This is a genomic window from Sarcina sp. DSM 11001 (assembly GCF_900101015.1).
Classification (GTDB): Bacteria; Bacillota; Clostridia; order Lachnospirales; family Lachnospiraceae; genus CAG-791.
Genome location: NZ_FNFZ01000030.1, coordinates 1 through 20,706 on the forward strand (window position 1 = coordinate 1; position 20,706 = coordinate 20,706).

Here is a 20,706-nt window from a genome sequence, read left to right on the forward strand (position 1 = left end):
GTTTTATTGTTTTGAGTTTATCTGTAGTTTAGTGTATCAGCCGACTGGCGCCGTAGGTTCCTTTTGAATTTACGGCCCGGTCGGACTGGTACCAGGTATCTACAGATCATACTTGCTGTATCTTCTATCCTGCCGTTTAAAAAGCGGATACAATTCTTTTGTGCCTGAGTATGGTTCAGTACATAGGTATATTTTTCTGTTTTTTTCTTAATATCCCCGACAGCGGATGCAACAAATGATGAAAAATTATATAAAGTCAGCTTGGCATAGATCTCCTGAAGGAGGAACTCTCTTTTCAGAGAGTGGATAGGGACCATGTTTCCTGCATATTTCAGATATCGGTATGCCACTTCATGATTCCACCGGAGGTTGTAGAGCTCTTTGAGCGTCTGCAGAGGAAAAGCATACTTTGGAAGATTTGTCACAATATACTCATAAGAATCTTCTCCAATAGGAAATTTCAGGACACGAAACTGCAATGCATCTGCATTATCTGATCCGGGCTCAATAAAATCGTAGTGCCGGGATGTTGATAAACAATGATAATTCTGCAGCTGAGCATTCTTTTTCGTCCATTTCCCGTATACCCTGAAGCTCGGCATCCAGAAAAATGTCATTTAAGAGGTCATAAAAGGTATTCAGGTGTATCTGGTTTATGCCTCTACGCCCCTTAATACAATTGATATGACTGAACGCATCAGAAGGATTATAAGGAAGATTGACGCGGGAACCATCTGCTCCAATAAGCTGATATCCTCTAAAAGTCTTTAAAATCTGTGCTTTTTGGGTAAAATGCAGAAAAAGTTCACGAAAAGCTTCTGGCTTCAATTGATTACGGCGTTGGATCATTGCAGAAGCTGTGGGTAATGATTTTTCACCATAGAAATCAACCAGTTCGTCATTGACTGTTTTAGATCCGGCAGTCATAACAAAGAGCATGGTCTGAACAAGAGATATTTTTCTTGTCCTGGAAAAAGCAGTATCTGTGGATGTAAATGATGTTTTTTTACAAGCGAAGAGCGAGTTGATCGAAGAGATCAGGGACTCCCTGATCTGGCCGGGGGTAGTAGGATTATATTGCATAGCAGCACCTCCAAAAAAATATATATTTTTCAAGGCGCGCCGCATTTTTTGATCATTTTGTCAAGCTTTTTTTGTAAAAAAAGCAAAAAAATCAGAGGATATTTCACCTCTGATTGAATAAGAAACTATTGTTTTGGACACAGGGGGGGGCTTAGCTTAATGTCATTGGGACGGTCCTTTTGTGTCCGTCCCCTTGTTTATGTCAGTGTAAACAAGGGGACAGATATAAAAGGACCGTCCCTCTGTTTTCACAAATGGAACAGGCTTGCTAAACCACCGCCTTTAGGCGGAATCACAATAATGCCCTGGAGGGGCTAACTCAAACCACCAGCGGAGCTGGTGGTCCTGACTTTGTGGTACCTGGCACGTAAACTCAAATTCCGCCTTGAAATCATAATCCTTCGTCTGCTAGAATGAAAATATCCAAAAGCATGTACAGGGGGCGGCAGGGCCTGCCCCCGCGTGCTTTGTCAGACCGGTGCCGCACCGCGGCGCTGCCGAAGTCTCATTATTCCATGGGGCTCCGGCAGACCTGCATCCGCAGCACCGGAGCCCCTCCGCATACAATTTTACTGCAGGAGGTGCATATGACAAAGAACACCGACACCATAAGCACACAGAAAGCAGCTTCCGCGGCCGGGAAGGCTGCCCTTTCCGGCGCGGATATACTGCAGCCGGCACAGTATGATGCTCTCAGCAAGGCAGGATTGCCGACGCTGCGCTCCGCCTTTCCACAGTACAGGGAGCTTGCAGAAGTCCTTCAGGAAATTGCCGCATCCCCGGAGATGACCGGCACTTTCCGGTCCCTGACACCCTCCCGCCGGCAGGAGTTTCTGGACTTCTGCTGCGGTAACAGGGGCGTGCGCGTCCTCTATGATTCCTATTTCAAATATGTGTTTGACCCGGATGTACAGGCCGCGGCGCTTTCCCGCATGATCTCCGTTCTGATCGGACTGGATGTAAAGCTGGTACAGATCCTCCCCAATGAATCCCACCTGGGGGCGGATTACACACTGGTCATCATGGACATCATAGTGGAGGCGTCTGACGGGAGCATCGTGAACGTCGAAGTCCAGAAGATCGGATACAATTTCCCCGGGGAGCGGGCAGCCTGCTATAATGCGGACCTGCTCCTGCGCCAGTACCAGCGGATCCGTAAGGAATTCTCCGAAAATGACAGTCCGCAGGAGGGTGACGGAAACAGGGAAGAAGACAGGGAGGGTAAAAAGGGGACATTCAGCTACAAATATATCCGACCTGTATACACTATCGTGTTTATGGAGACTTCCACGAAGGAATTCCACAGATTCCGGCAGGATTACATCCACACCTTCGCCCCTGTTTCAGATACCGGCCTGAAGCTGAATCTCCTGCAGAACTACATTTTCGTCCCCCTCGATATTTTCCGGAGCCATCTTGATGCCCTGCTCCGCCCTGCGGGCGGGCAGCCCATGACGGAAAAAGAGGCCTGGCTTGCCTTCCTGTCCTCCGATGACCCCCGGATCATCCTTAGGATCCTGGAGGACTATCCCGGCATCTTCCGTCCGTTATACGACAGGATCTGCACAATGTGCCAAAACACGAAGGAGATGATGCACATGTTCTCAGAAGAACTCTCCATCCTGGACAAAAATACGGTTATGATGATGATCGAAGAGCAGCAGGAAACCATCGAACAACAGAAGCAGGAGCTGTCGCATCAAAAACAGGAACTGTCACAGAAAGACAAAACCATTGGCCAACAGAAGCGGGAGCTTTCACAGCAGAAACAGGAAATCGAGTATCTCCGCAGGGAGCTGGAGAAAGCCCTGCAGAAAAAATAAAACCGGTTTCTTCTTAATCCTGTTTACCAACAGGACAGAAGAAAGTGAAGAAGATTGACAGAAACACAAGGAAATGGCCGGGAATCTGTCCCTCGTGGGACACCCGGTCATTTCTTTTGTGCGCCGGGCATGGCGTAGTCTGCGGGGACGGTTCTTTTGTATGGACCAGGGTGGACCAGGGGACGGTTCCCCGGTCCGTTTTTTTCGATAGAAATTACCCCGCGCTTTCAATCTTTCTTCAATCTACCTCCTTTACAATGTGCCCAACAACTGTAAAGGAGGTTATTTTTATGGATCCGAAATACAGACATGAATGGAAACATGTTCTGAATACCGGGGATCTGCTGATCCTGCGGCAGCGGCTGCGGGCCGTCATGGAGAGCGATCCTCACGCGATCGATGGAAAGTATTATATACGAAGCCTGTACTTTGATAATCCCGATGACAAAGCCCTGCGGGAAAAGATCGACGGTGTCAATATGCGGGAAAAATTCAGAATCCGGCTCTATAACTGCGATTCTTCTGTGATCCACCTGGAGAAGAAAAGCAAGAGGAACGGGCTTGGAACCAAATATTCCGCCGTCTTGACTGCGGAACAGGCGCAGAAGATCGTAGACGGCGATATTGACTGGATGCTCGGTTCCGACCACCCTCTGATCCAGGAGCTGTACTGCAAGATGCGGTATCAGGGAATGCGGCCGAAAACCATCGTGGATTATACCAGGGAGCCCTTTATTTTCCGTCCGGGGAACGTCCGGGTGACCCTGGATTACGATATCCGGACCGGGCTCGGGTGTACAGATTTCCTGAATCCGGACGCCGTCACGATCCCTGCCGGGGATGCGCCGATCCTCATTGAAGTAAAGTGGGATGAGTTCCTTCCCTCGATCATTCGGGACCTGGTTTCCATACCGGACCGGCGGGTCGGCTCTTTTTCCAAATACGCGCAGTGCCGTATTTACGGCTGATGAAATAGTATTCAGAATAATGAAGCAGTATTCAGAAGAATAAATTCAGATAATCAAAAAAAGGAGAGTTTACCATGACATTTTCAGATATCTTTAAATCCAGCTTTCTTACAAACGTGACCAGTGTCAGTCTTCTGGACATGGTGCTTGCCCTGGTCCTGGCCTTCGGTGTCGGCCTTTTCGTATTTTTTATTTATAAAAAGACATACTCAGGAGTGATGTATTCCTCTTCCTTCGGCATGACGCTGATCGCCCTGACGATGATCACGACCCTGGTCATTCTGGCCGTAACGAGCAATGTGGTGCTGTCCCTGGGTATGGTCGGCGCCCTGTCCATCGTCCGTTTCCGGACAGCGATCAAGGAGCCCATGGATATCGCCTTCCTGTTCTGGTCCATTGCTGTTGGTATTGTGCTGGGAGCAGGCCTGATCCCGCTGGCGGTCTTTGGCAGCGTCGTGATCGGCATCATCCTGCTGGTATTTGCCAACCGCAAGGACAGCTCCAATCCCTATATCGTTGTCCTCTCCTGTGAGGGGAACGAGAGCGAGAAGGCGGCAGCGGCATATCTTGCGCAGCAGACAAATAAATGCATCGTCAAGAGCAAGACCGCGCGGAAGGGCAGTGTGGAGCTGAACATGGAAGTCCGCCTGAAGGACGACAACACTGACTTCATCAACAAGCTGGCAGACCTGCCCGGCGTGCAGAACGCAGTACTTGTGAGCTATAACGGCGATTACATGGGATAAGGAGGAGACCAGGTGTCTACGCACAAAAACATCGACAGAATATGTGTTGTCGTACTCGTGCTGACGCTTCTTGTGACTGTGGCCTTCATGAATGGTGAAAAGCTGGGAATCAGGGTAGTTGCGGATGAAGATGCGGAGTCTTACAGCGGCAGTACATATTTTACAGAAAATGATGTGGACGGAGACTGGGCGGATAACGCATATACGACCTATATCACCCTGGATGGCTCCGGGGGAACGATCGACGGTAACGGGGCCTATTTTCTGGACGGAGATCTTGTGATCTCAAATGGCGGGTGGTACGTACTCACCGGTACCCTGGAGGATGGAAAGATCATCGTGGACGCCCATGATTCCTCCAAGGTCTGGATCCGGCTGAACGGCGTGACGGTCAGCTGCTCCGATGATGCCTGTCTGCGGGTCGATCAGGCAGACAAGGTCTTCCTGACCCTGGCGGAGGATACGGAGAACTCTTTCACCAGCGGGACTGTCTACTCCGAGGAGGCGCTGGCGGACAATACCGGCGGCACGATCTTTTCCCATGATGATCTGACCATCAACGGCAGCGGCAGTCTGTCGATTACGGCGGGATATAAGCATGGCATCGACGTCAATGATTCTCTCGTCATCACCGGGGGAAATATCACGATCACAGCGCCCCAGGACGGCATCCATGTGAGTGACAGCCTGCGCTTTATGGAGGCTTCACTGACCATAGACGCAGGAGATGACGCGGTGCACAGCGACGATGAACTCTACATTGAGAGCGGCACTGTTCTCATCAATTCCTGCTATGAAGGCCTCGAAGCGGTGACCATCGAGATCACCGGAGGCGACATTACGATGTATCCCACCGATGACGGCATCAACGCCAATGGCGGCAGCAGCACGATGGGGTTCGGCGGCCGGGGAGGCGGCGGAACAAATGGAATGCCTTCTCCTCCGGATTTTTCTGACAGGGATATGTCATCCATGTCGAATACCTCGGAGGGCGGAATGCCTTCGATGCCGGGAGAAATGTCCGGAACGACATCAACAGACGGAGAGATGTCCGGGATGCCCTCTCAGGGAGAAATGTCTTCGATGCCGGGAGAAATGTCCGGAACGACATCAACAGACGGAGAGATGACCTCCGGGATGCCCTCTCAGGGAGAGATGCCTTCGATACCGGGAGAAATGCCCGGAACGACATCAACAGACGGAGAGATGACCTCCGGGATGCCCTCTCAGGGGGAGATGCCTTCTACACCCGGAGAGATGCCCGGAGCGGCCCAGACAGAGAACAGTGATACTGACGATACTGCGACCGATGAAAAAGAACCATATATCCGCATCAGCGGCGGTACATTGACGATCATCAATGCGACCGGCCGGGACGCGGACGGCCTTGATTCCAACGGAAGCATCTATATTGACGGCGGAGACATCCGCATCAGCCTCCTGGGAGACGGCACGAACAATGCCATTGATTACGGCAGTGAGAGCGGGGGCGAATGTATCGTTACCGGCGGCACAATTCTGGCCTTCGGAGGATCCGGTATGGCAGAAGAGTTCAGCGAAAACTGTACGCAGTGCGCGGTCCTTTACAACATCGGCTCCACTGTGGAGGCGGGGACCCTGTTCAGCCTTTTGGATCAGGAGGGTGAGGAGATCATCTCCTATACACCTGAATGCAGTTATTCTTCCGTGTCCTTCAGCCTGCCGGAAATGACGGTCGGGGAGACTTATACCGTCGTCTGCGGTGAAAACAGCAGTGAACTGACAATGGATTCAACCGCTGTGTCTGCAGGCACCACTGCCGGTGAAAAAATCGGCGGCAATGCCGGCGGTCATGCCTTCGGTATGGGCGGCATGGGCGGTATGCGGCGAGGCGGTATGGGCTTTCAAAATGGAAGCGCGGAAAATGGAAGCGTGGAAAATGGAAGCGCAGAAAATGGAAGCACGGAAAGTGGAAGCACGGAAAGTGGAAACCCGGAAAACGGCAGCACAGAAAGTGGAAGCGCGGAAAGTGGAAACTCGGAAAACGGAAGCGCAGAAAGTGGAAGCACGGAAAGTGGAAGTGTGGAAGCAGAAGTGAATGAAACAGGTTACGGACACAGAACCCGGCCGGCAGGAGACCAGGCAGGGGGGAAGGGATTCATTCCGGAAGGCGCTGCTGACACAGAGGATCAAGTGACAGAATATAGTGGATTTACGGCCTTAAGTGAATTCAGCAGCGAAGTCTGGCTCCTCCTAGGAGCTTCCGTCCTTGCGCTGATTGCGGCAATATTGTTTGCAAAGTACTATCGGAAGCACTAAAATATCAGAAAGTCTACTTTTAGCAAAAGGCGGTGACATCATGCGGGTACTTCTGGCTGAAGATGAAAAGAGAATGGCAGCGGCCCTGGCAGCCCTGCTGAAACAGGAAAAATATGACGTTGACCATATGGAAGACGGAATATCGGCCCTCGCTGCGCTGGAGAGCGGTGTTTATGATATAGCTGTTCTCGACGTGATGATGCCCGGGATGAACGGCTTCGAGGTGGCCCGCAGAGCCAGAGGCAAGGGAATCAGGACACCCATCCTGATGCTGACAGCGAAAAGTCAGCTGGACGACAAGGTCACCGGTCTGGACAGCGGCGCGGATGATTATCTGACCAAGCCTTTTCAGAGCAAAGAGCTTCTGGCCAGACTCCGGGCCCTGGGACGCCGGAATGCTGGTTTTCAGGATAATAGTCTGAGCTACGGAGACCTGTCCCTGGACACCTCGAAGGCTGTGCTGACCTGTCAGACTACAGGACAGAGTGTGAGACTCGGGGAAAAGGAGCTTCGGATCCTGGAGTACATGTTCGGTAATAAAGGGCAGATCATGACCAGGGAGCAGCTCGCCGTGAAGATCTGGGGCTTTGAAAATGAAGCGGAATACAATAACGTGGAGGTCTATATGTCTTTCACGAGGAAGAAGCTGGCCTTTGTCGGCTCCAGGGTCGGGATCAAGGCTGTGCGCGGCCTGGGTTATGAATTGAGGATGAAAGATGTTTAACCGGTCCAGAAAAAAGATCATACTGTCGATCATGGGATCACTCATCCTGCTTTTCTCTGTCACACTGTCTGTGATCCTGGCCGCAAGTTTCCGGGAAGTGCGGCACAGAAACAGTAAGATGCTGGAGCATTATGTGCAGACGTACTCACTGGAGCAGCAGACCGGGATGAACGCTCCGGAACAGCAGACTGCCGGACAGAATATACCTGCGCACAAACCTGTTCATGAATCCGACAGACAGGAAATGCAGGGACCTCCGCTGGATCCTGGCAAGCCCCCGATGGACGAAAGGCCGGATTATAAGCTCTCCACCTTCTACTCGGTGGCTTTGTCCGGGGAGGGCGAAGTTCTTGCTGTTGACAATGGAAAAAACGCTGTCTATGAGGAGAATGCCCTGGCAGAACTGGCAAAAACCATACTGGATGGAAATACTTCCTCCGGGCGGATCGACAATCTTTTTTATATGGTAAGCTGCAGGGACGGATATACCCTGGTGGCCTTTATGGACAATACGGTTTCAGAGGGCGGACTGCACACCCTGCTCCGCACTGTCCTGATCGTAGGCGGCGTATCGATCGTCCTGCTGTTTTTTATCTCTCTTTTTCTTTCAAAACGGATCATCCAGCCTCTGGAAGAAAATGACCGGCAGCAGAAGCAGTTCATCTCTGATGCCGGCCACGAATTAAAAACTCCTGTGGCTGTGATCAGCACCAATGCGGAAATGCTGGCCAGAGAGCTTGGTGAAAATGAGTGGCTTTCCAATATCCAGTATGAAAATGAACGCATGGGAGACCTTGTGAAACAGCTGCTGGACCTCTCCAGAGCGGAAAACACGGAAGCGCCCATGGAAACGGTCGATCTGTCCCGCCTTGTCACCGGGGAAGTGCTTGCCTTTGAAAGCCTGGCTTTTGATCAGGGAAAAATGCTTCGAAGTGATATCGATGACGGGATCAGTATTACAGGCGATCAGGCCCGGCTTACCCAGCTTACATCCATCCTGCTGGACAATGCGGTCAGACACTCAACAGGCAGTGAGATCGAAGTGTCCTTAAAGCGCGAGGGTCACTTGGCTGTGCTCAGCGTGGTCAATGAGGGCAGTGAGATCCCGCCCGATAAACTGGACCGCCTCTTTGACCGCTTCTATCGGGTCGATGAAGCCCGGAGCGATGAAGGAAATCATTACGGGCTGGGCCTTTCTATAGCAAAGGCAGTTGCGGAAAAGCACGACGGCAGCATTTCGGCCGCCTGCCAGGATGGAAAGATCCGCTTCTCCGTATCGATTCCTGAAAAATAATAAATAAAGATGGCTCTTCCGCACCTGGAAGAGACTTTATCATCAGGAATCACTAATTCTGGGAAAGATAACTGCAAAACACTACTGTTTGCGGAAGAACCATAAAGATACCTGGAAAAAATAAATAAAACTTCAATCTTGTTTCAATTAATCTCCCTTACAATGAGTTCGTCAAATGTAAGGGAGTTTTTTTCATCTTTTTAAAAACTGACTCCCTGAATCCGGGGGCTGTCGATTAGAATGCAGCGGCTGGAGAAACCTTGAAATTGAATACAAATAGCAAAAAGTGAGGTGGAACCATAATGAAAAAAAATACCTGGGCAGTGGTCTTTTCTTTCTGCCTGATCGCCTTTACCGTTTTCATTGCTCTGGACACATTTGTCCTTTCCAGTGTCTATCAGGCCGATGCGACACAGATCAATACGGAGATGATCATTGCCGCGAAGGAAAATGGAGAGAGCGCGCAGAAAGAGTCAGAGAGCCCACAGACTGATGACACAGATGATTCAGGAAAGAATGGGGACGGGAATCCTGCCGGCGGCGGAGCGCCCCAAAGTGATGCAGGAGACAGTCCAATCCAACAAGAAGCAGATCAGAGCAGCAGTCCGTCCCAGAGTGATGCGGGAGACAACGAAAGCGGAGAGGAAAAGGGAAGCAGGACTGGAGGGGGCCCCGGGTCTTCCAGGCACGGAAAGAAACCGGGCAATAAACCGGGACATGGGGATTCCACAGCGACAACAAAAACAATCATCGGTTTTGACCAGGAGGAGGCTGCAGAGTCGGCTGCGGAGGTGACGACGGACAATTCCGGGGACTCCCGGGAGTACAAGGATGAAAATGTGCAGGTCACCTATACGCAGTATGAGACAAACGGGACGACGATCCATGTCGCGGACGTCAGGGTGAGCTCGGCGGAGTACCTCAAGACAGCTTTTGCGAAGGGTACCTACGGGAAAAACGTGACACAGAGCACTTCGGAGATCGCGGCTTCCAACAATGCCGTTCTGGCAGTCAACGGAGACTATTACGGCGTCCAGGAGCGCGGTTATGTGATCCGGAACGGAGTCCTTTACCGGGAGGAAGCCGGGGAAAATGATGTCCTCTGCATTTACGCGGATGGCAGCATGAAGGTCGTTGATCCGTCTACAGCAACCGCGCAGGAGCTGCTGGAGCAGGGTGTCTGGCAGGCCTTTTCCTTTGGGCCCGGCCTGATCACTGACGGAGAGATCGATGTCGCTTTAAATACAGAAGTCGGCAAGGCAAAGGCGAGCAATCCCCGGACTGCGATCGGGATCATCGATGACCTGCACTATGTTTTTGTGGTCTCCGATGGACGGTCGGGTGAGAGCGAAGGGCTCTCACTTTATGAACTTGCTTCTTTCATGGAACAGCTCGGGGTGCAGACAGCCTACAACCTGGACGGCGGCGGATCCTCTACCATGGTTTTCCAGGGAGAGGTCGTGAACAACCCTTCTTCTGGGTTCAGGGACGAGGAAAGAGAGGTGAGCGATATTGTTTACATCGGATAGGAAAAAAGCTGTTGAATACGCGTATAAACTTTTTAATTATGCCTGTATCTGCCTGACAGCGGCGATTTTCTGTGCCCTCTTCGGCGCAGTCTATGAAGTGTTCAGCCATGGAGTTTTCTCTTTTTACATGATCTATGCTTTTGCCATCCCCCTTTGTCTGGGCACTTTCCCTCTCATGATCATCCTCCTCTGTGCCGGGAGGAAAACAGAAAAACTGGAGATCATTGATCTTAAAGAAGCGGAGACCCTCTATGAAGAGGACAGGTATTGGGAGAACAGCTGCCTTTATCTTTTCCCGGGAAGGACGGCTTTGAATGCATGGTTTTCCGGAATCGCGGCGCTGACAGCAGGCTGTCTGTTCCAGGGAGTCCTGGAGATCTACGGGACGACGAACCGGCTGATCGTGGTGTATCCTGTGGCGGGCGTGGTATTGCTGGCAGCCGGGCTAGCAGCATTCGTGATCCCGGCTATAGCAGCCCGCAGAATGTACCGCCGCAGCAGAGGTCTTTATCCTCAATGATGACGCTGCATTCAAGACTCGTTCGCGGGTCTTGCGCGCTGAAGAATAAAAACCTCCCCCTGCTCTGCAGGGGGAGGGAGATGGGGAGGGAGATTATTGTTCCGGGACCCGCGCGGGCACGGCCTTTCCTGCCCTCTACGTCGCGGGACCATTGTAGTAAAGCGCCAGCATCGTCACATCGTCGAACTGCGGGGCATCGCCTGTAAAGGAGTCGATGTCCTTTTTCATGTATTCCAGAAGTTCCTGGGGCGAAGGATCCTGCAGAGTATTGAGAGCGTCTGTCATCCGGTCGGTTCCGTAGAGCTCCTCCCGGGAATTGGTGGCTTCAGGGACACCGTCAGTGTAGACAAACAGGCGGTCGCCGGGATCAAGGACATATTCGTGCTCCCGGAAGCGGATGCCTTCCATGGCTGCGACAGCGGGGGAGTGTTTATAGAGGACGAGTTCATAATTTCCGTCTTTGTGGCGGACGACAGGGTGCTCATGGCCTGCGTTCGCGGCGATCCCCCTGCCGGTGGACAGCTCGAGGATGGAGAGCCAGACCGTTACAAACAGGTCCTCCTCGTTCCCCTCACAGAGCTGGTTGTTGACGTCATAAAGGATCTCTCCCGGCGTGCCGCCCATCTGTGTGCGGTTTTTGATCAGGGTCTTGGCGATCACCATGAACAGGGCTGCGGGCACTCCCTTTCCGGAGACGTCCGCCATGACCAATGCCAGATGGTCTTCATCCACCAGGAAAAAGTCGTAGAAATCGCCGCCGACTTCTTTGGCGGGATTCATGGTGGCATAGAGGTCGATCTCCTTGCGGGACGGGAAAGGAGGAAAGATTCTGGGCAGCATGTCCGCCTGGATCCTGGTCGCAACGTTCAGCTCTGCCCCGATGCGCTCCTTCTCGGCAGTGACAGCAGCCAGGTTTTGGATATAGACCTCCAGTTCCCTGGTCATATGTTCAAAGGACTCCCCGAGCCACTGCAGTTCGTCCCCGGTGTGGACCCGGTTCCGGAAGGCACCCAGCGCTTCCATCTGGTCACTGACCAGCTTGCGGGTATCCTCATTCAGGATATGGATCGGTCTGATCAGGATCCTGCGGATATAGGAATAATAGAACAGGGAGGAAACGAGAACGATTCCCAGGGAGACAATGAGAAAAATGAGATAGAACCGCTGGATCTCATGGTTGATGATATCCATGGAAATGTCCACGCTGGCCAGCGCCGCAGGCTGTCCCCTGCTGTCCAGTATAGCCACGTAGGCGGAGGCCAGGTAGCCGTAAAGATCGCCATTGGTGACCAGCATCGTCTGCTCGGCATCGGGAGAAAATGCAGCATGCATTATCTCATAGCCGTTGCCGTAGTATTCATCCGTGTCTCCCAGGTCACAGACGCCCTCGTCGCCCTCTTCGCCCGTATCCCAGATGTAAAACTGCACATCCTCCGGGATGACGACATACAGGTATTTCACACCGGTGCTCTGGCGGATCATCTGCAGAGTCTGATGGACAGACTCGTAATAGGCATCCTTTTTGAGGGTTTTGCGGTACTCGGCGATCCGGTCTCCGTCGATCAGCTGCGCGGCGATCGAGGCCGTGTCAAATGCCTCCCTGGAATAGACGACCTCCATTTTTCTGCGGTAGATCGCCCCGCCCAGGGCTGTCAGGGTCAGCACCAGGACAGTGCTCATGATGATCAGACCGAGCACCAGTCTGGGTCTTAGACGTAGTTTGTTCTTCATATCCCGATTTTCCTTTTGCTCTGTTCAAGAGCGGTTCATTTCTTTGGTCCTTCCATATCTGTCAGAGACTTTTTCTTCAGATATCACCAATTCCTGGAAAGATCCAGGGGAAGATATCCGCAAAAACTGCTGTTTGCGGGAGAATCAGTTCTTATCATGGAATTATTATCATAGAATTTTTATCATGGAATTAACTGAAGCAGAGTGATGTCTCAGCGTCTGTCGCTTCCTGTTTTCGGATGGACAAAAAGGCGGGCGTGGCCGTCCTTGAGGGCATACAGCCACTGATCCTGTCTCAGAGCCCACTCCTGCCGGGGCAGGGAGGCACTCCCTGTATCCAGTGCCAGAACATAATAGAGTTTATAGTCCAGTTCCACCTGTGTCAGGCTGTTAAAACACCGGAACATCTGCCGGGCTTCCTCCCGGGTCAGGCCATGGGTCAGGGTCAGTCTATCTGCGGAGGGACGTTTCCAATAGGGTCTTTTTTCCGGCTGAGGCCGCGCCTTCTGCCATGCGGACTCAAAATCCTCCATGACGGATTCCGTCATGTCCCGGGCCAGAGCTCCCAGCCTCAGATAGATGTCCACGCTGTCCATGTCATCGGAGATGGGCAGGATCCGCTGATCCAGGATGGCGCCGCAGTCCAGCATGGGGGTGAGCCTGTGCATGGTGACACCGGTCTGCGCCAATTTGCGGTCCATGGCCGCTTCGATGGGATAATAGCTCCTTCCATCCGGCAGGATCGAGCTGTGGACATTCACACCCCGGAAACCGGCAATATCATCCGGGACCGGGATCTTGCGGTCATACTCAGCCGCAAAGAGGAGACCGCATCCCTCCTCCTGAAAAAAGGCGCGGATCCGGTCTTCCGTGATCGATTCAAAGGTCACAGGAATATTCGTTTCTTCAGCTCTGCGAACAATTCCCGCCTCTGTCATGTAGTCCTCATCACAGTGATAGGTATATAACTCTTCAATCTGATGGTGCGCGAGAAAAAACTCGAAACAGGACAAAAAAACATCTGTACCGAAATAAATGATTCTCATAAAGGCGAATCAACCCCTTTTCCATGCGCCGGTCCCGCCGCTTCACATCACAAACAGGAGCATTATATCTTCCTGCGGCTGCAGCGGACATGAAAAACCCTGAGACCGGGGCGCTTCTTATACTGTAATGATCAGTGTGTTAAACCCCTGGAATCTCCTGTAGAAAAATTCTTTGGCCCTCCGGCGGATCATCAGGATCCCTGTGGCATCCAGGTCGTCACTGTCCAGAACATATCCTCCCTCCAGACTGAAAGGATTGAATTCTATCGCGTTGTCCCTCAGATGAAGTTCAAAGGTACCGTCATTCAGGGCAAGGACGGTGATCTGAATAAACCCGCTGCTTTTGTCACTGCGGTGCCGCCAGGATTTAAGCTTTGCTGCGATCCTCTTTAATAAAGGGGCAGCCGAATGGGGATCTGCCCCGGAAGGATGATCCGGTATACTGCCGGTGGTATCTTTGACGCCCTCGAAGCCGTGCTTCAGGATCGTCATACCGACCTCTTCCACCGCCAGCATGACCGTATATTTCTGCCTGATATTTGCCTGCCACTGGTCACAGAAGTCCTTCAGGTCAACGCTTGTCTGCCCGATATCCGTACTGGTGCTCAGGACCGTCCGCCTGAAGATCCTTTCGTCAGGAAGGGATACCACGAAAAGGGGTGTGATCCGGTTCTTGAGCAGGATCCACAGCAATACGACAATGAAGGAGGTGATCTCCGTAAGGGGATAAAGCAGCCAGAAGTTTTCCAGCCCCATGCGGGAGCAGATCAGTGTGGCGGGGAACAGGAAAAGCACTCCCCGGAAGGTTTCCAGCCAGAAGGCATAGAAGGCCAGTCCTCTGGACAGCAGATAGTTGCAGCCCAGGATGCTGATCCCGGCAAAGAAGGCGCCTATGCCAAAGATCCGGATGGCCGTGCAGGCCAGCGGCGCAGCGGCGCTGCCGTACAGACCGAAGAGCAGACAGATGAGATCCGGCCGGACCTCCGCCAGCAGGATCACGACAAGACCTGTCCCGCAGCCGGATATAAAACCGACCCTGAACAGGTTCCGCAGGCCAGGCAGGTTGTTTTCACTGTGATAGGTGGAGATGACAGGCTGCATGGCCCTGGCTGTGCCTTCGTACAGATAGAGGATGAGGTAGGAGGTGTTTTGCAGGACATCAAAGACTGCGATTCCCATTTCTCCACCAATACGGATCAGAAGGTTGTTGCACATAAGCAGGAAGATCATCTGATACAGATACTGGACGGAGACCGACAGTCCCTTGCGGAGCAGAGAGAGTCCCTCCTTCAGCCAGTGCCTGGCAGGTTTGACAAAACGAAGGCAGTGATCCTTTTTCAGGATTCCCGGCAGATAAATGCTGATCGCGATGATCTGCCCCAGCGCCGTGGCGAGAGCTGCTCCCCCGGTCCCCATCTGCAGACCCAGGACCAGGACAAAGTTGAGGGCGATGTCGCAGAGATTTCCGGTCAGAGACCCGATGCCGGCGACCTGATGCATGCCGTCATTTCTTAGATAGTAATTAAAAATATTCGTGAAATAGAAAAGCGGGGTGGCCATAAGCTGGATGCGCAGATAAGCCTTTGTCGCCTCAAACAGGGCCCCGTCTGCCGGGACCGTCCCCAGGATATGCAGCAGAGGATGCAGAAAAACAAGCCCCAGAACAGCAGTGACGCTGCTGAACAGCAGTCCTGTCAGATAAATGTCCGATGCGCTCTGCCTGGCTTCCGTCCGCTTCCCGCGCGCCATCAGGACGGCGTATTGCGTGGCTCCTCCTGTCCCGAGACCGTGCGCGAACATGTTGTTGATCATGTAGACCGGCAGGATCAGGCTGATCGAAGCGAGACCGACAGCGCCCAGATGCTGGCCGACAACAACAGCGTCCGCTATGTCGCTGAGGGACCAGCCGACAGAGGATAAAAGGGCGGGCCACCAGGCCCGGAAAAACATTGCTTTGGTAAATCGATCCCCGGTCTGAGCATTGCTATTGCCGGGGGAATTGCTGCTTTCCATGATAATAGGACCCCTCCCGCATCAGACAGTCCGTGTCCTGACATGATCACTGATGCAAGTTCTTTCTTCTTTATTATAAATTATTATAATTGTAAGGGAACTGCAATTCTTTGTCCAGATGTCAGTGGCCTGCAGCGCTGTTTCACTCGGATCTCTGCGTTGGAAACCACCCCAAAAATGACTTTTTTTTCGGCAATTATGTATTTTCGCTTTTTTCAATAATATTTATGTTTTTATTGCCCATGGATTTCGTTTATAATAACCTAGTGTGAAGACACAAGTGTGACGACACACTGAAGGATTAAATTTGAATACAGCAGGTACAAAACAGCAGGCAGAAATCAGAAAATAGAAATGATTTTGAGGATCGATTTATGAGAAGAGATATCAGCAACCGCATCCAGAACGTGACGAACCGCATCCTGCAGGATTATCAGAACGGCAGAGATATTGACAACATGAATGTCTTTAACCAGCCGGACAGGACGGCGGTCAGAGACATCACCTATAAGCTCCTCAGTATTCTGTTCCCGGGTTATTACAGGCCCAAGTTCAGGAGTTATAATTATGACGGCCGCATTGCGGTCGTGGTTGAGGACGTGATCTACAACCTGCAGAAGCAGATTTCGATCGCCCTGCGGTTCAAGGAGGAATACGCCGCGGAGACGGATTATGAGCTCAAGATGTCCGCGGAGGAGCTGGCCATCGATTTCCTGGACAGGCTGCCCAAGATCAGAGCCCTGGTCAACACGGACATGCAGGCGTCCTATGAGGGAGATCCCGCAGCCTTCAGTATCGATGAGATCGTCCTCTGCTATCCGGGACTCCTCGCGAGCACGATCAACCGTCTGGCCCACGAGCTTTTCCTGCTCGGCGTTCCGCTGATCCCTCGTATGATGACGGAATACGCCCATTCCAGGACCGGAATCGACATTCACCCCGGCGCGACCATCGGGGAGTATTTCTTTATGGACCACGGGACGGGCATTGTCGTCGGCGAGACCTCTATCATCGGGAAACATGTCAAGATCTATCAGGGCGTCACGATCGGCGCGCTCTCGACCCGCGGCGGCCAGCGCCTAAAGGGCGCCAAGCGCCACCCCACGATCGAAGACAACGTCACCATCTATGCCGGAGCCTCCATCCTCGGCGGTGATACGACCATCGGCGAGGGCTCCGTCATCGGTTCCAACGTGTTCATCACCAGTTCCGTGAAGCCGGGAACCAGGGTCAGCGTCAAGACCCAGGAGCTGATCATCCACAATGACGAGGATGATATAAAGAAATACGGCGGAGTTGAGATGATCGAAGATCCCCGGGATTCCGAGACAGATTCGACCTGGTACTATGTGATCTGATACCGGAAAAATGGCTTGATACCGGAAAGTGATTGGAAACCTGAAAAGTGTTCTGATGCCGGAAAATGATCGGAAACCTGAAAAGTTTTCTGATGCTTGAAAACAAAAAACCCTGGAAGAAGCAGAGGCTGAGAAACCTGCATCTTCCGGGGTTTTTGATTGTTTTTGATTTGAGAGAAATGGAGTACAGTAAGTCTCCATCCTCCTGGCTATAATGCAGAAAAACCGGAACGGTTTCCTGTATTATGCGGTCACCTTCGCATACAGCGCTTCGACCTTTTTCCAGTCGATGATATCGAACAGGGCTTTAATGTAGTCGGGGCGGAGGTTTTTGTACTTGAGGTAGTAGGCATGCTCCCAGACGTCGATGGCCAGGATCGGGACGAAGCCGGTGCCTTCACTGATCGGGTTGTCCTGGTTGGGGCTGGCGGAGATCATGAGGTCGCCTGCAGCGTTGGCGGAGAGCCAGGACCAGCCGGATCCGAACTGTCCTGCGGCAGCGGCGGAGAGCTGTGCCTTGCATTCGTCTACGCTTCCGAAAGTGGCATTGATCTTTTCGAGCAGCGCGCCTGTGGGAGCCTTGGCAGCCTCAGCGACGGGGGAGAGGGTGGAGAAATAGAGGTTGTGGTTATAGAAGCCGCCGCCGTTGTTGCGAAGGGCCTTGCGCAGGGCGGGATCCTCCACTTTGTCCAGAGAAGCGAGCAGAGCTTCAGCATCCATGTCTGCAACACCGGCTTTTTCTGCCGCGTCATTGAAGTTTTTGGTGTAGGCAGCGTGATGCTTTCCAAAATGGGTCTCGACAGTCAGGGCGTCAATCACGGGTTCAAGAGCATCATAAGAATACGGTAGGGTGATCTGCTGAAACATGGGTTCCTCCTTTTATAATAAATGTTTATAGTGTCCGTAATAAACCAGTGTATCCGAAACCGATCCTCACCACACCTCCAGCCGGTATTCGGGAGCTAGGTACATGCCATCGCCTTCCCGGGTGCCGTAGGTTCTGTGGAACTCCTCAAACTGGACGACAACGGCGTTGGTCCGCAGATAGGGCAGGGGATGGGAATCCTGCTCGACGCAGTAGGCTTCAGTCTCGATCGATGTCAGGCACCTCCAGTTGGAGGCGAGGGTGCGGAAAAAGAGGTCGTAGTCAAAGCCGCTTTCCTGGGCGGCGATGCGGAGCATGCATTTGACACCGGTGAGATCCGCGATGGCTTCAGTGTCGATCATGGCTCCTTTTACAGGATATCCGCTGATGGGTTCGAAGCCGTTGTAATAATCCACGAGCTTCTGGGCTCTGGCATGGAACAGGCGGTAATCCTCCTCGGTCCACCAGTTGCGCAGGTTCCCCTGCTCGTCGTACTGGCGCCCTGAGGTGTCAAAGGCATGGGAGATCTCGTGTCCGATCATGATGCCGATGTGTCCGAGTTTCTCTTCCTTGGAAAGAGTTTCGCTGTAAAAGATCCCTCCCAGGATGCCTGCGGGGATATTGATGGAGTTGTCCAGAGGATAGTAGTAGGCGTTGACGTCCTGGGGAGCCGCGATCCACTCTGTGCGGTCGACAGGCTGGTTGACTTTGTCATGCATCCGGAGGCAGTCATACTCGGAGATGGCAATGCGGGCATCGACAAGGCTGCCGCCTTCCTCCGGCCCTTTGAAATCAAGGATACGCTTCCCGTTTTTCCCTACAAGGATTTCTTCGTCTGTATCCGATCCGGCGACGGATTGCAGGGCGATTTCCATTTCCTCTGTGTCATCCGGTCTCGCGACGCGGATGGTCAGGTTGTCCAGCTTTTTGAGAGCTTCATTTTTGGTGTTTTCAGAAAGAAATTGCTCTCCTTCCAGCATAGTGTGGTAATATTCGATACATTCGTTGATCAAATCTGTGATATCACCCTTGGTCTTTTCTGTGATGTAAGTCTCCGCGTAGACTTCGCCCAGCTCCATCTCGAGGACGTTGTTGACAGCGTCGCAGGCGGCCTTGCGGTCGTCGACCTGGCCGGAGGAGCCGGACAGGACGTTGCGGACCTGCATCATTCTGTCGTAGCAGTCGCGGTCCAGGAGATCCATGAACTGCAGGACATCGGAGACCAGGAGATAGGCCTTCATTTTCTCCAGATACCGGTCAGTATAGAGGCGGTTCATCCTCTCGAGCCAGGCGGGCTCCTGAAGGATGAAGACTTTTGAGCCGGCCAGACCGGCGCCTTCGAGCATTCCCGTGAGGGGAAAATTCCCCTGCTCTTCCTGCAGCTGGGCAAAGGTGCGGGGATTATTGCAGCGGATCGTGGAGTCCTCCGCATTGTGCTCTTCTGTGGTCATCATGGCGCTGGCCATCTCGCACTCGAAGGTATAGCTGTCCTTGAGGATCCTGTCTCTTTCATTTTCGGAGTATCCGAGACGCTCCAGCATGTAGCCGGCAGCGTAGATATATCTGGGCTGGTATTTCCAGCTGTTCCTGTCGAGAGAGGAGTAGTATTTGGGATCCTGGAAAACAAGCGACGGAGGGGAGATATAGACGGCGATGGAATCCGCGTCGTTGAGGTTGGCGGCGGTGAAGGTGGACGACAGGGGCAGAGCCCGGATCGTTGTGTCCGGATCCGACAGATAGGCGGTCATCTCATCCAGGCTGTGTACATTCATGAGGGGGGTGATGATTTCCCGGAGCGGTTCTACGCCGGCGTCGTTGCGAGCGTCCCAGTCCAGCCACATGTCATAGTAATCCTTCACCAGTTTCTGGCAGTGTGCCACGTAAGGGTCGGAGAAGGCGACATTGCTCTCCAGGATATTCTGCAGCTCGGCATCAACCTCCAGCTGCCTCTCCGCAAAGGTATCGTAGGAGACGTAGCCGGACGGGATCGAGCTTGTGGAAAGCCAGTCCCTGTTGACAGCGGCGTGAAAATCTTCTGTCAGGGCGTATTCACCCAGCTTCTGGTTGTTTTCGACGAGATCCGAGCAGAGCCAGTTGTGGGCACTCGACTTCTGGGCGGGATCCGACTCGTCGTAGGGGAGAGTCAGCAGAGGCTCTGAAGAGGAGGCGGCGGAGCCCTGTCCGGAACCGGGTACTGCTTCATCCGTGTTTTCAGCGTTGCCGGAATCTCCTTCCGGGAGATTCCCTCCGGCCTGATCAGCCTGCCCTGACTGCAGAGCGGTCTGCGGGGTTGATGTGGCCTGTCCCTTTCCTGCTTCCGTTTGAGAAGGCAGGATGGAATCAATTTTGCAGCCGGTGAGAGTCCCCGCGGTCAGAACCGCAGCAAAAACTGCTCCCGCAAAGCAGAGACAGGCCAGAAACAGCCGTGCCTGCTTCCTGATGCTCGAAGTGCTGCTTTTCTTTTCTGCAATTTTCTTTTCTTCGCTTTTCTTTTCCGCTGATTTGTTTTCTGCCGGTTTCTTTTCTGCGGCTTTATTATCTTTGGCTGTAATTCCGAAGTTATTATCGTCAGACTTCGGAGCTTCAAGATCCGGGGCTTCCGGATTGTCGTTCCTCTTATCGAAAGGCTGATCCATGAAATGTAATCCTTGCTCTGTTCTGATGGTTGACGGTAAAAAAAGGGTGGACAACTGCGCAATTATTATAGC

At 52.6% G+C, this 20,706-nt stretch carries 15 protein-coding genes; 9 read left to right on the forward strand and 6 right to left on the reverse strand.

All coding sequences use genetic code 11. The annotated features are described in order from the left end of the window. Positions 1-504: 504 nt before the first annotated feature. Positions 505-1,083, reverse strand: coding sequence for a hypothetical protein (locus BLT02_RS13855; RefSeq protein WP_092996745.1), 579 nt, complete (start codon positions 1,081-1,083; stop codon positions 505-507). 587 nt (positions 1,084-1,670) lie between these two features. Between BLT02_RS13855 and BLT02_RS13860 the strand changes: the two genes are divergently transcribed. From BLT02_RS13860 to BLT02_RS13895, 8 genes are all read left to right on the forward strand, one after another. Then, positions 1,671-2,906 (forward strand): hypothetical protein, encoded by a 1,236-nt coding sequence (locus BLT02_RS13860; RefSeq protein WP_139187639.1) that lies wholly within the window; start codon positions 1,671-1,673, stop codon positions 2,904-2,906. A 290-nt stretch (positions 2,907-3,196) separates the two neighbouring features. Continuing rightward, positions 3,197-3,874: a polyphosphate polymerase domain-containing protein gene (locus BLT02_RS13865; protein WP_092996751.1), complete on the forward strand. Its 678-nt coding sequence runs from the start codon at positions 3,197-3,199 to the stop codon at positions 3,872-3,874. A 74-nt stretch (positions 3,875-3,948) separates the two neighbouring features. Continuing rightward, complete coding sequence (locus tag BLT02_RS13870; protein WP_092996754.1) at positions 3,949-4,620, forward strand: DUF4956 domain-containing protein; 672 nt, start codon at positions 3,949-3,951, stop codon at positions 4,618-4,620. A gap of 12 nt (positions 4,621-4,632) precedes the next feature. Then, entirely contained in the window at positions 4,633-6,918 is a 2,286-nt protein-coding gene (locus BLT02_RS13875; protein ID WP_092996757.1) for a carbohydrate-binding domain-containing protein, read from the forward strand. A 40-nt stretch (positions 6,919-6,958) separates the two neighbouring features. Continuing rightward, on the forward strand, positions 6,959-7,642 hold the full coding sequence (locus BLT02_RS13880) for a response regulator transcription factor (protein WP_092996760.1): 684 nt from the start codon (positions 6,959-6,961) through the stop codon (positions 7,640-7,642). Continuing rightward, a complete protein-coding gene (locus BLT02_RS13885; RefSeq protein WP_207649416.1) occupies positions 7,635-8,936 on the forward strand; it encodes a sensor histidine kinase in 1,302 nt (433 codons plus the stop codon). Before BLT02_RS13880 ends, BLT02_RS13885 begins: the two co-directional genes overlap by 8 nt. Positions 8,937-9,238: 302 nt before the next feature. Next, on the forward strand, positions 9,239-10,465 hold the full coding sequence (locus BLT02_RS18265; RefSeq protein WP_347475010.1) for a phosphodiester glycosidase family protein: 1,227 nt from the start codon (positions 9,239-9,241) through the stop codon (positions 10,463-10,465). Beyond that, positions 10,449-10,985, forward strand: a complete 537-nt coding sequence (locus tag BLT02_RS13895) for a hypothetical protein (RefSeq protein WP_092996763.1) — start codon at positions 10,449-10,451, stop codon at positions 10,983-10,985. Before BLT02_RS18265 ends, BLT02_RS13895 begins: the two co-directional genes overlap by 17 nt. A 135-nt stretch (positions 10,986-11,120) precedes the next feature. On the opposite strand, the gene BLT02_RS13900 is transcribed toward BLT02_RS13895, so the two are convergent. The 3 genes from BLT02_RS13900 to BLT02_RS13910 form a co-directional block, all read right to left on the reverse strand. After that, on the reverse strand, positions 11,121-12,716 hold the full coding sequence (locus BLT02_RS13900) for a PP2C family protein-serine/threonine phosphatase (RefSeq protein ID WP_092996766.1): 1,596 nt from the start codon (positions 12,714-12,716) through the stop codon (positions 11,121-11,123). Positions 12,717-12,928: 212 nt separating this feature from the next. Further along, positions 12,929-13,762, reverse strand: a complete 834-nt coding sequence (locus tag BLT02_RS13905; RefSeq protein ID WP_092996769.1) for a formyltransferase family protein — start codon at positions 13,760-13,762, stop codon at positions 12,929-12,931. A gap of 117 nt (positions 13,763-13,879) precedes the next feature. Beyond that, the gene (locus tag BLT02_RS13910; protein WP_092996772.1) at positions 13,880-15,775 is read right to left on the reverse strand and encodes an MATE family efflux transporter; all 1,896 of its coding nucleotides are present in this window, start codon (positions 15,773-15,775) and stop codon (positions 13,880-13,882) included. A 374-nt stretch (positions 15,776-16,149) separates the two neighbouring features. Between BLT02_RS13910 and BLT02_RS13915 the strand changes: the two genes are divergently transcribed. Continuing rightward, on the forward strand, positions 16,150-17,133 hold the full coding sequence (locus BLT02_RS13915; RefSeq protein WP_092996775.1) for a serine O-acetyltransferase: 984 nt from the start codon (positions 16,150-16,152) through the stop codon (positions 17,131-17,133). Between the two features lie 243 nt (positions 17,134-17,376). Here the strand turns inward: BLT02_RS13915 and BLT02_RS13920 are convergent, their stop codons facing one another. Together BLT02_RS13920 and BLT02_RS13925 are read right to left on the reverse strand one after the other, a co-directional pair. Next, complete coding sequence (locus tag BLT02_RS13920; protein ID WP_092996778.1) at positions 17,377-18,000, reverse strand: superoxide dismutase; 624 nt, start codon at positions 17,998-18,000, stop codon at positions 17,377-17,379. 66 nt (positions 18,001-18,066) lie between these two features. Further along, on the reverse strand, positions 18,067-20,634 hold the full coding sequence (locus BLT02_RS13925; protein ID WP_092996781.1) for a M13 family metallopeptidase: 2,568 nt from the start codon (positions 20,632-20,634) through the stop codon (positions 18,067-18,069). Positions 20,635-20,706: the final 72 nt, after the last annotated feature.

Excerpts from the sequence above, each read along its gene's own strand:
- BLT02_RS13880 (WP_092996760.1), top strand. The coding sequence starts at position 6,959 with ATGCGGGTACTTCTGGCTGAAGATGAAAAGAGAATGGCAGCGGCCCTG.
- BLT02_RS13910 (WP_092996772.1), bottom strand. The coding sequence starts at position 15,775 with ATGGAAAGCAGCAATTCCCCCGGCAATAGCAATGCTCAGACCGGGGAT.
- BLT02_RS13860 (WP_139187639.1), top strand. The coding sequence starts at position 1,671 with ATGACAAAGAACACCGACACCATAAGCACACAGAAAGCAGCTTCCGCG.
- BLT02_RS13925 (WP_092996781.1), bottom strand. The coding sequence starts at position 20,634 with ATGGATCAGCCTTTCGATAAGAGGAACGACAATCCGGAAGCCCCGGAT.
- BLT02_RS13905 (WP_092996769.1), bottom strand. The coding sequence starts at position 13,762 with ATGAGAATCATTTATTTCGGTACAGATGTTTTTTTGTCCTGTTTCGAG.
- BLT02_RS13900 (WP_092996766.1), bottom strand. The coding sequence starts at position 12,716 with ATGAAGAACAAACTACGTCTAAGACCCAGACTGGTGCTCGGTCTGATC.
- BLT02_RS13865 (WP_092996751.1), top strand. The coding sequence starts at position 3,197 with ATGGATCCGAAATACAGACATGAATGGAAACATGTTCTGAATACCGGG.
- BLT02_RS13855 (WP_092996745.1), bottom strand. The coding sequence starts at position 1,083 with ATGCAATATAATCCTACTACCCCCGGCCAGATCAGGGAGTCCCTGATC.
- BLT02_RS13920 (WP_092996778.1), bottom strand. The coding sequence starts at position 18,000 with ATGTTTCAGCAGATCACCCTACCGTATTCTTATGATGCTCTTGAACCC.
- BLT02_RS18265 (WP_347475010.1), top strand. The coding sequence starts at position 9,239 with ATGAAAAAAAATACCTGGGCAGTGGTCTTTTCTTTCTGCCTGATCGCC.
- BLT02_RS13915 (WP_092996775.1), top strand. The coding sequence starts at position 16,150 with ATGAGAAGAGATATCAGCAACCGCATCCAGAACGTGACGAACCGCATC.
- BLT02_RS13870 (WP_092996754.1), top strand. The coding sequence starts at position 3,949 with ATGACATTTTCAGATATCTTTAAATCCAGCTTTCTTACAAACGTGACC.
- BLT02_RS13885 (WP_207649416.1), top strand. The coding sequence starts at position 7,635 with ATGTTTAACCGGTCCAGAAAAAAGATCATACTGTCGATCATGGGATCA.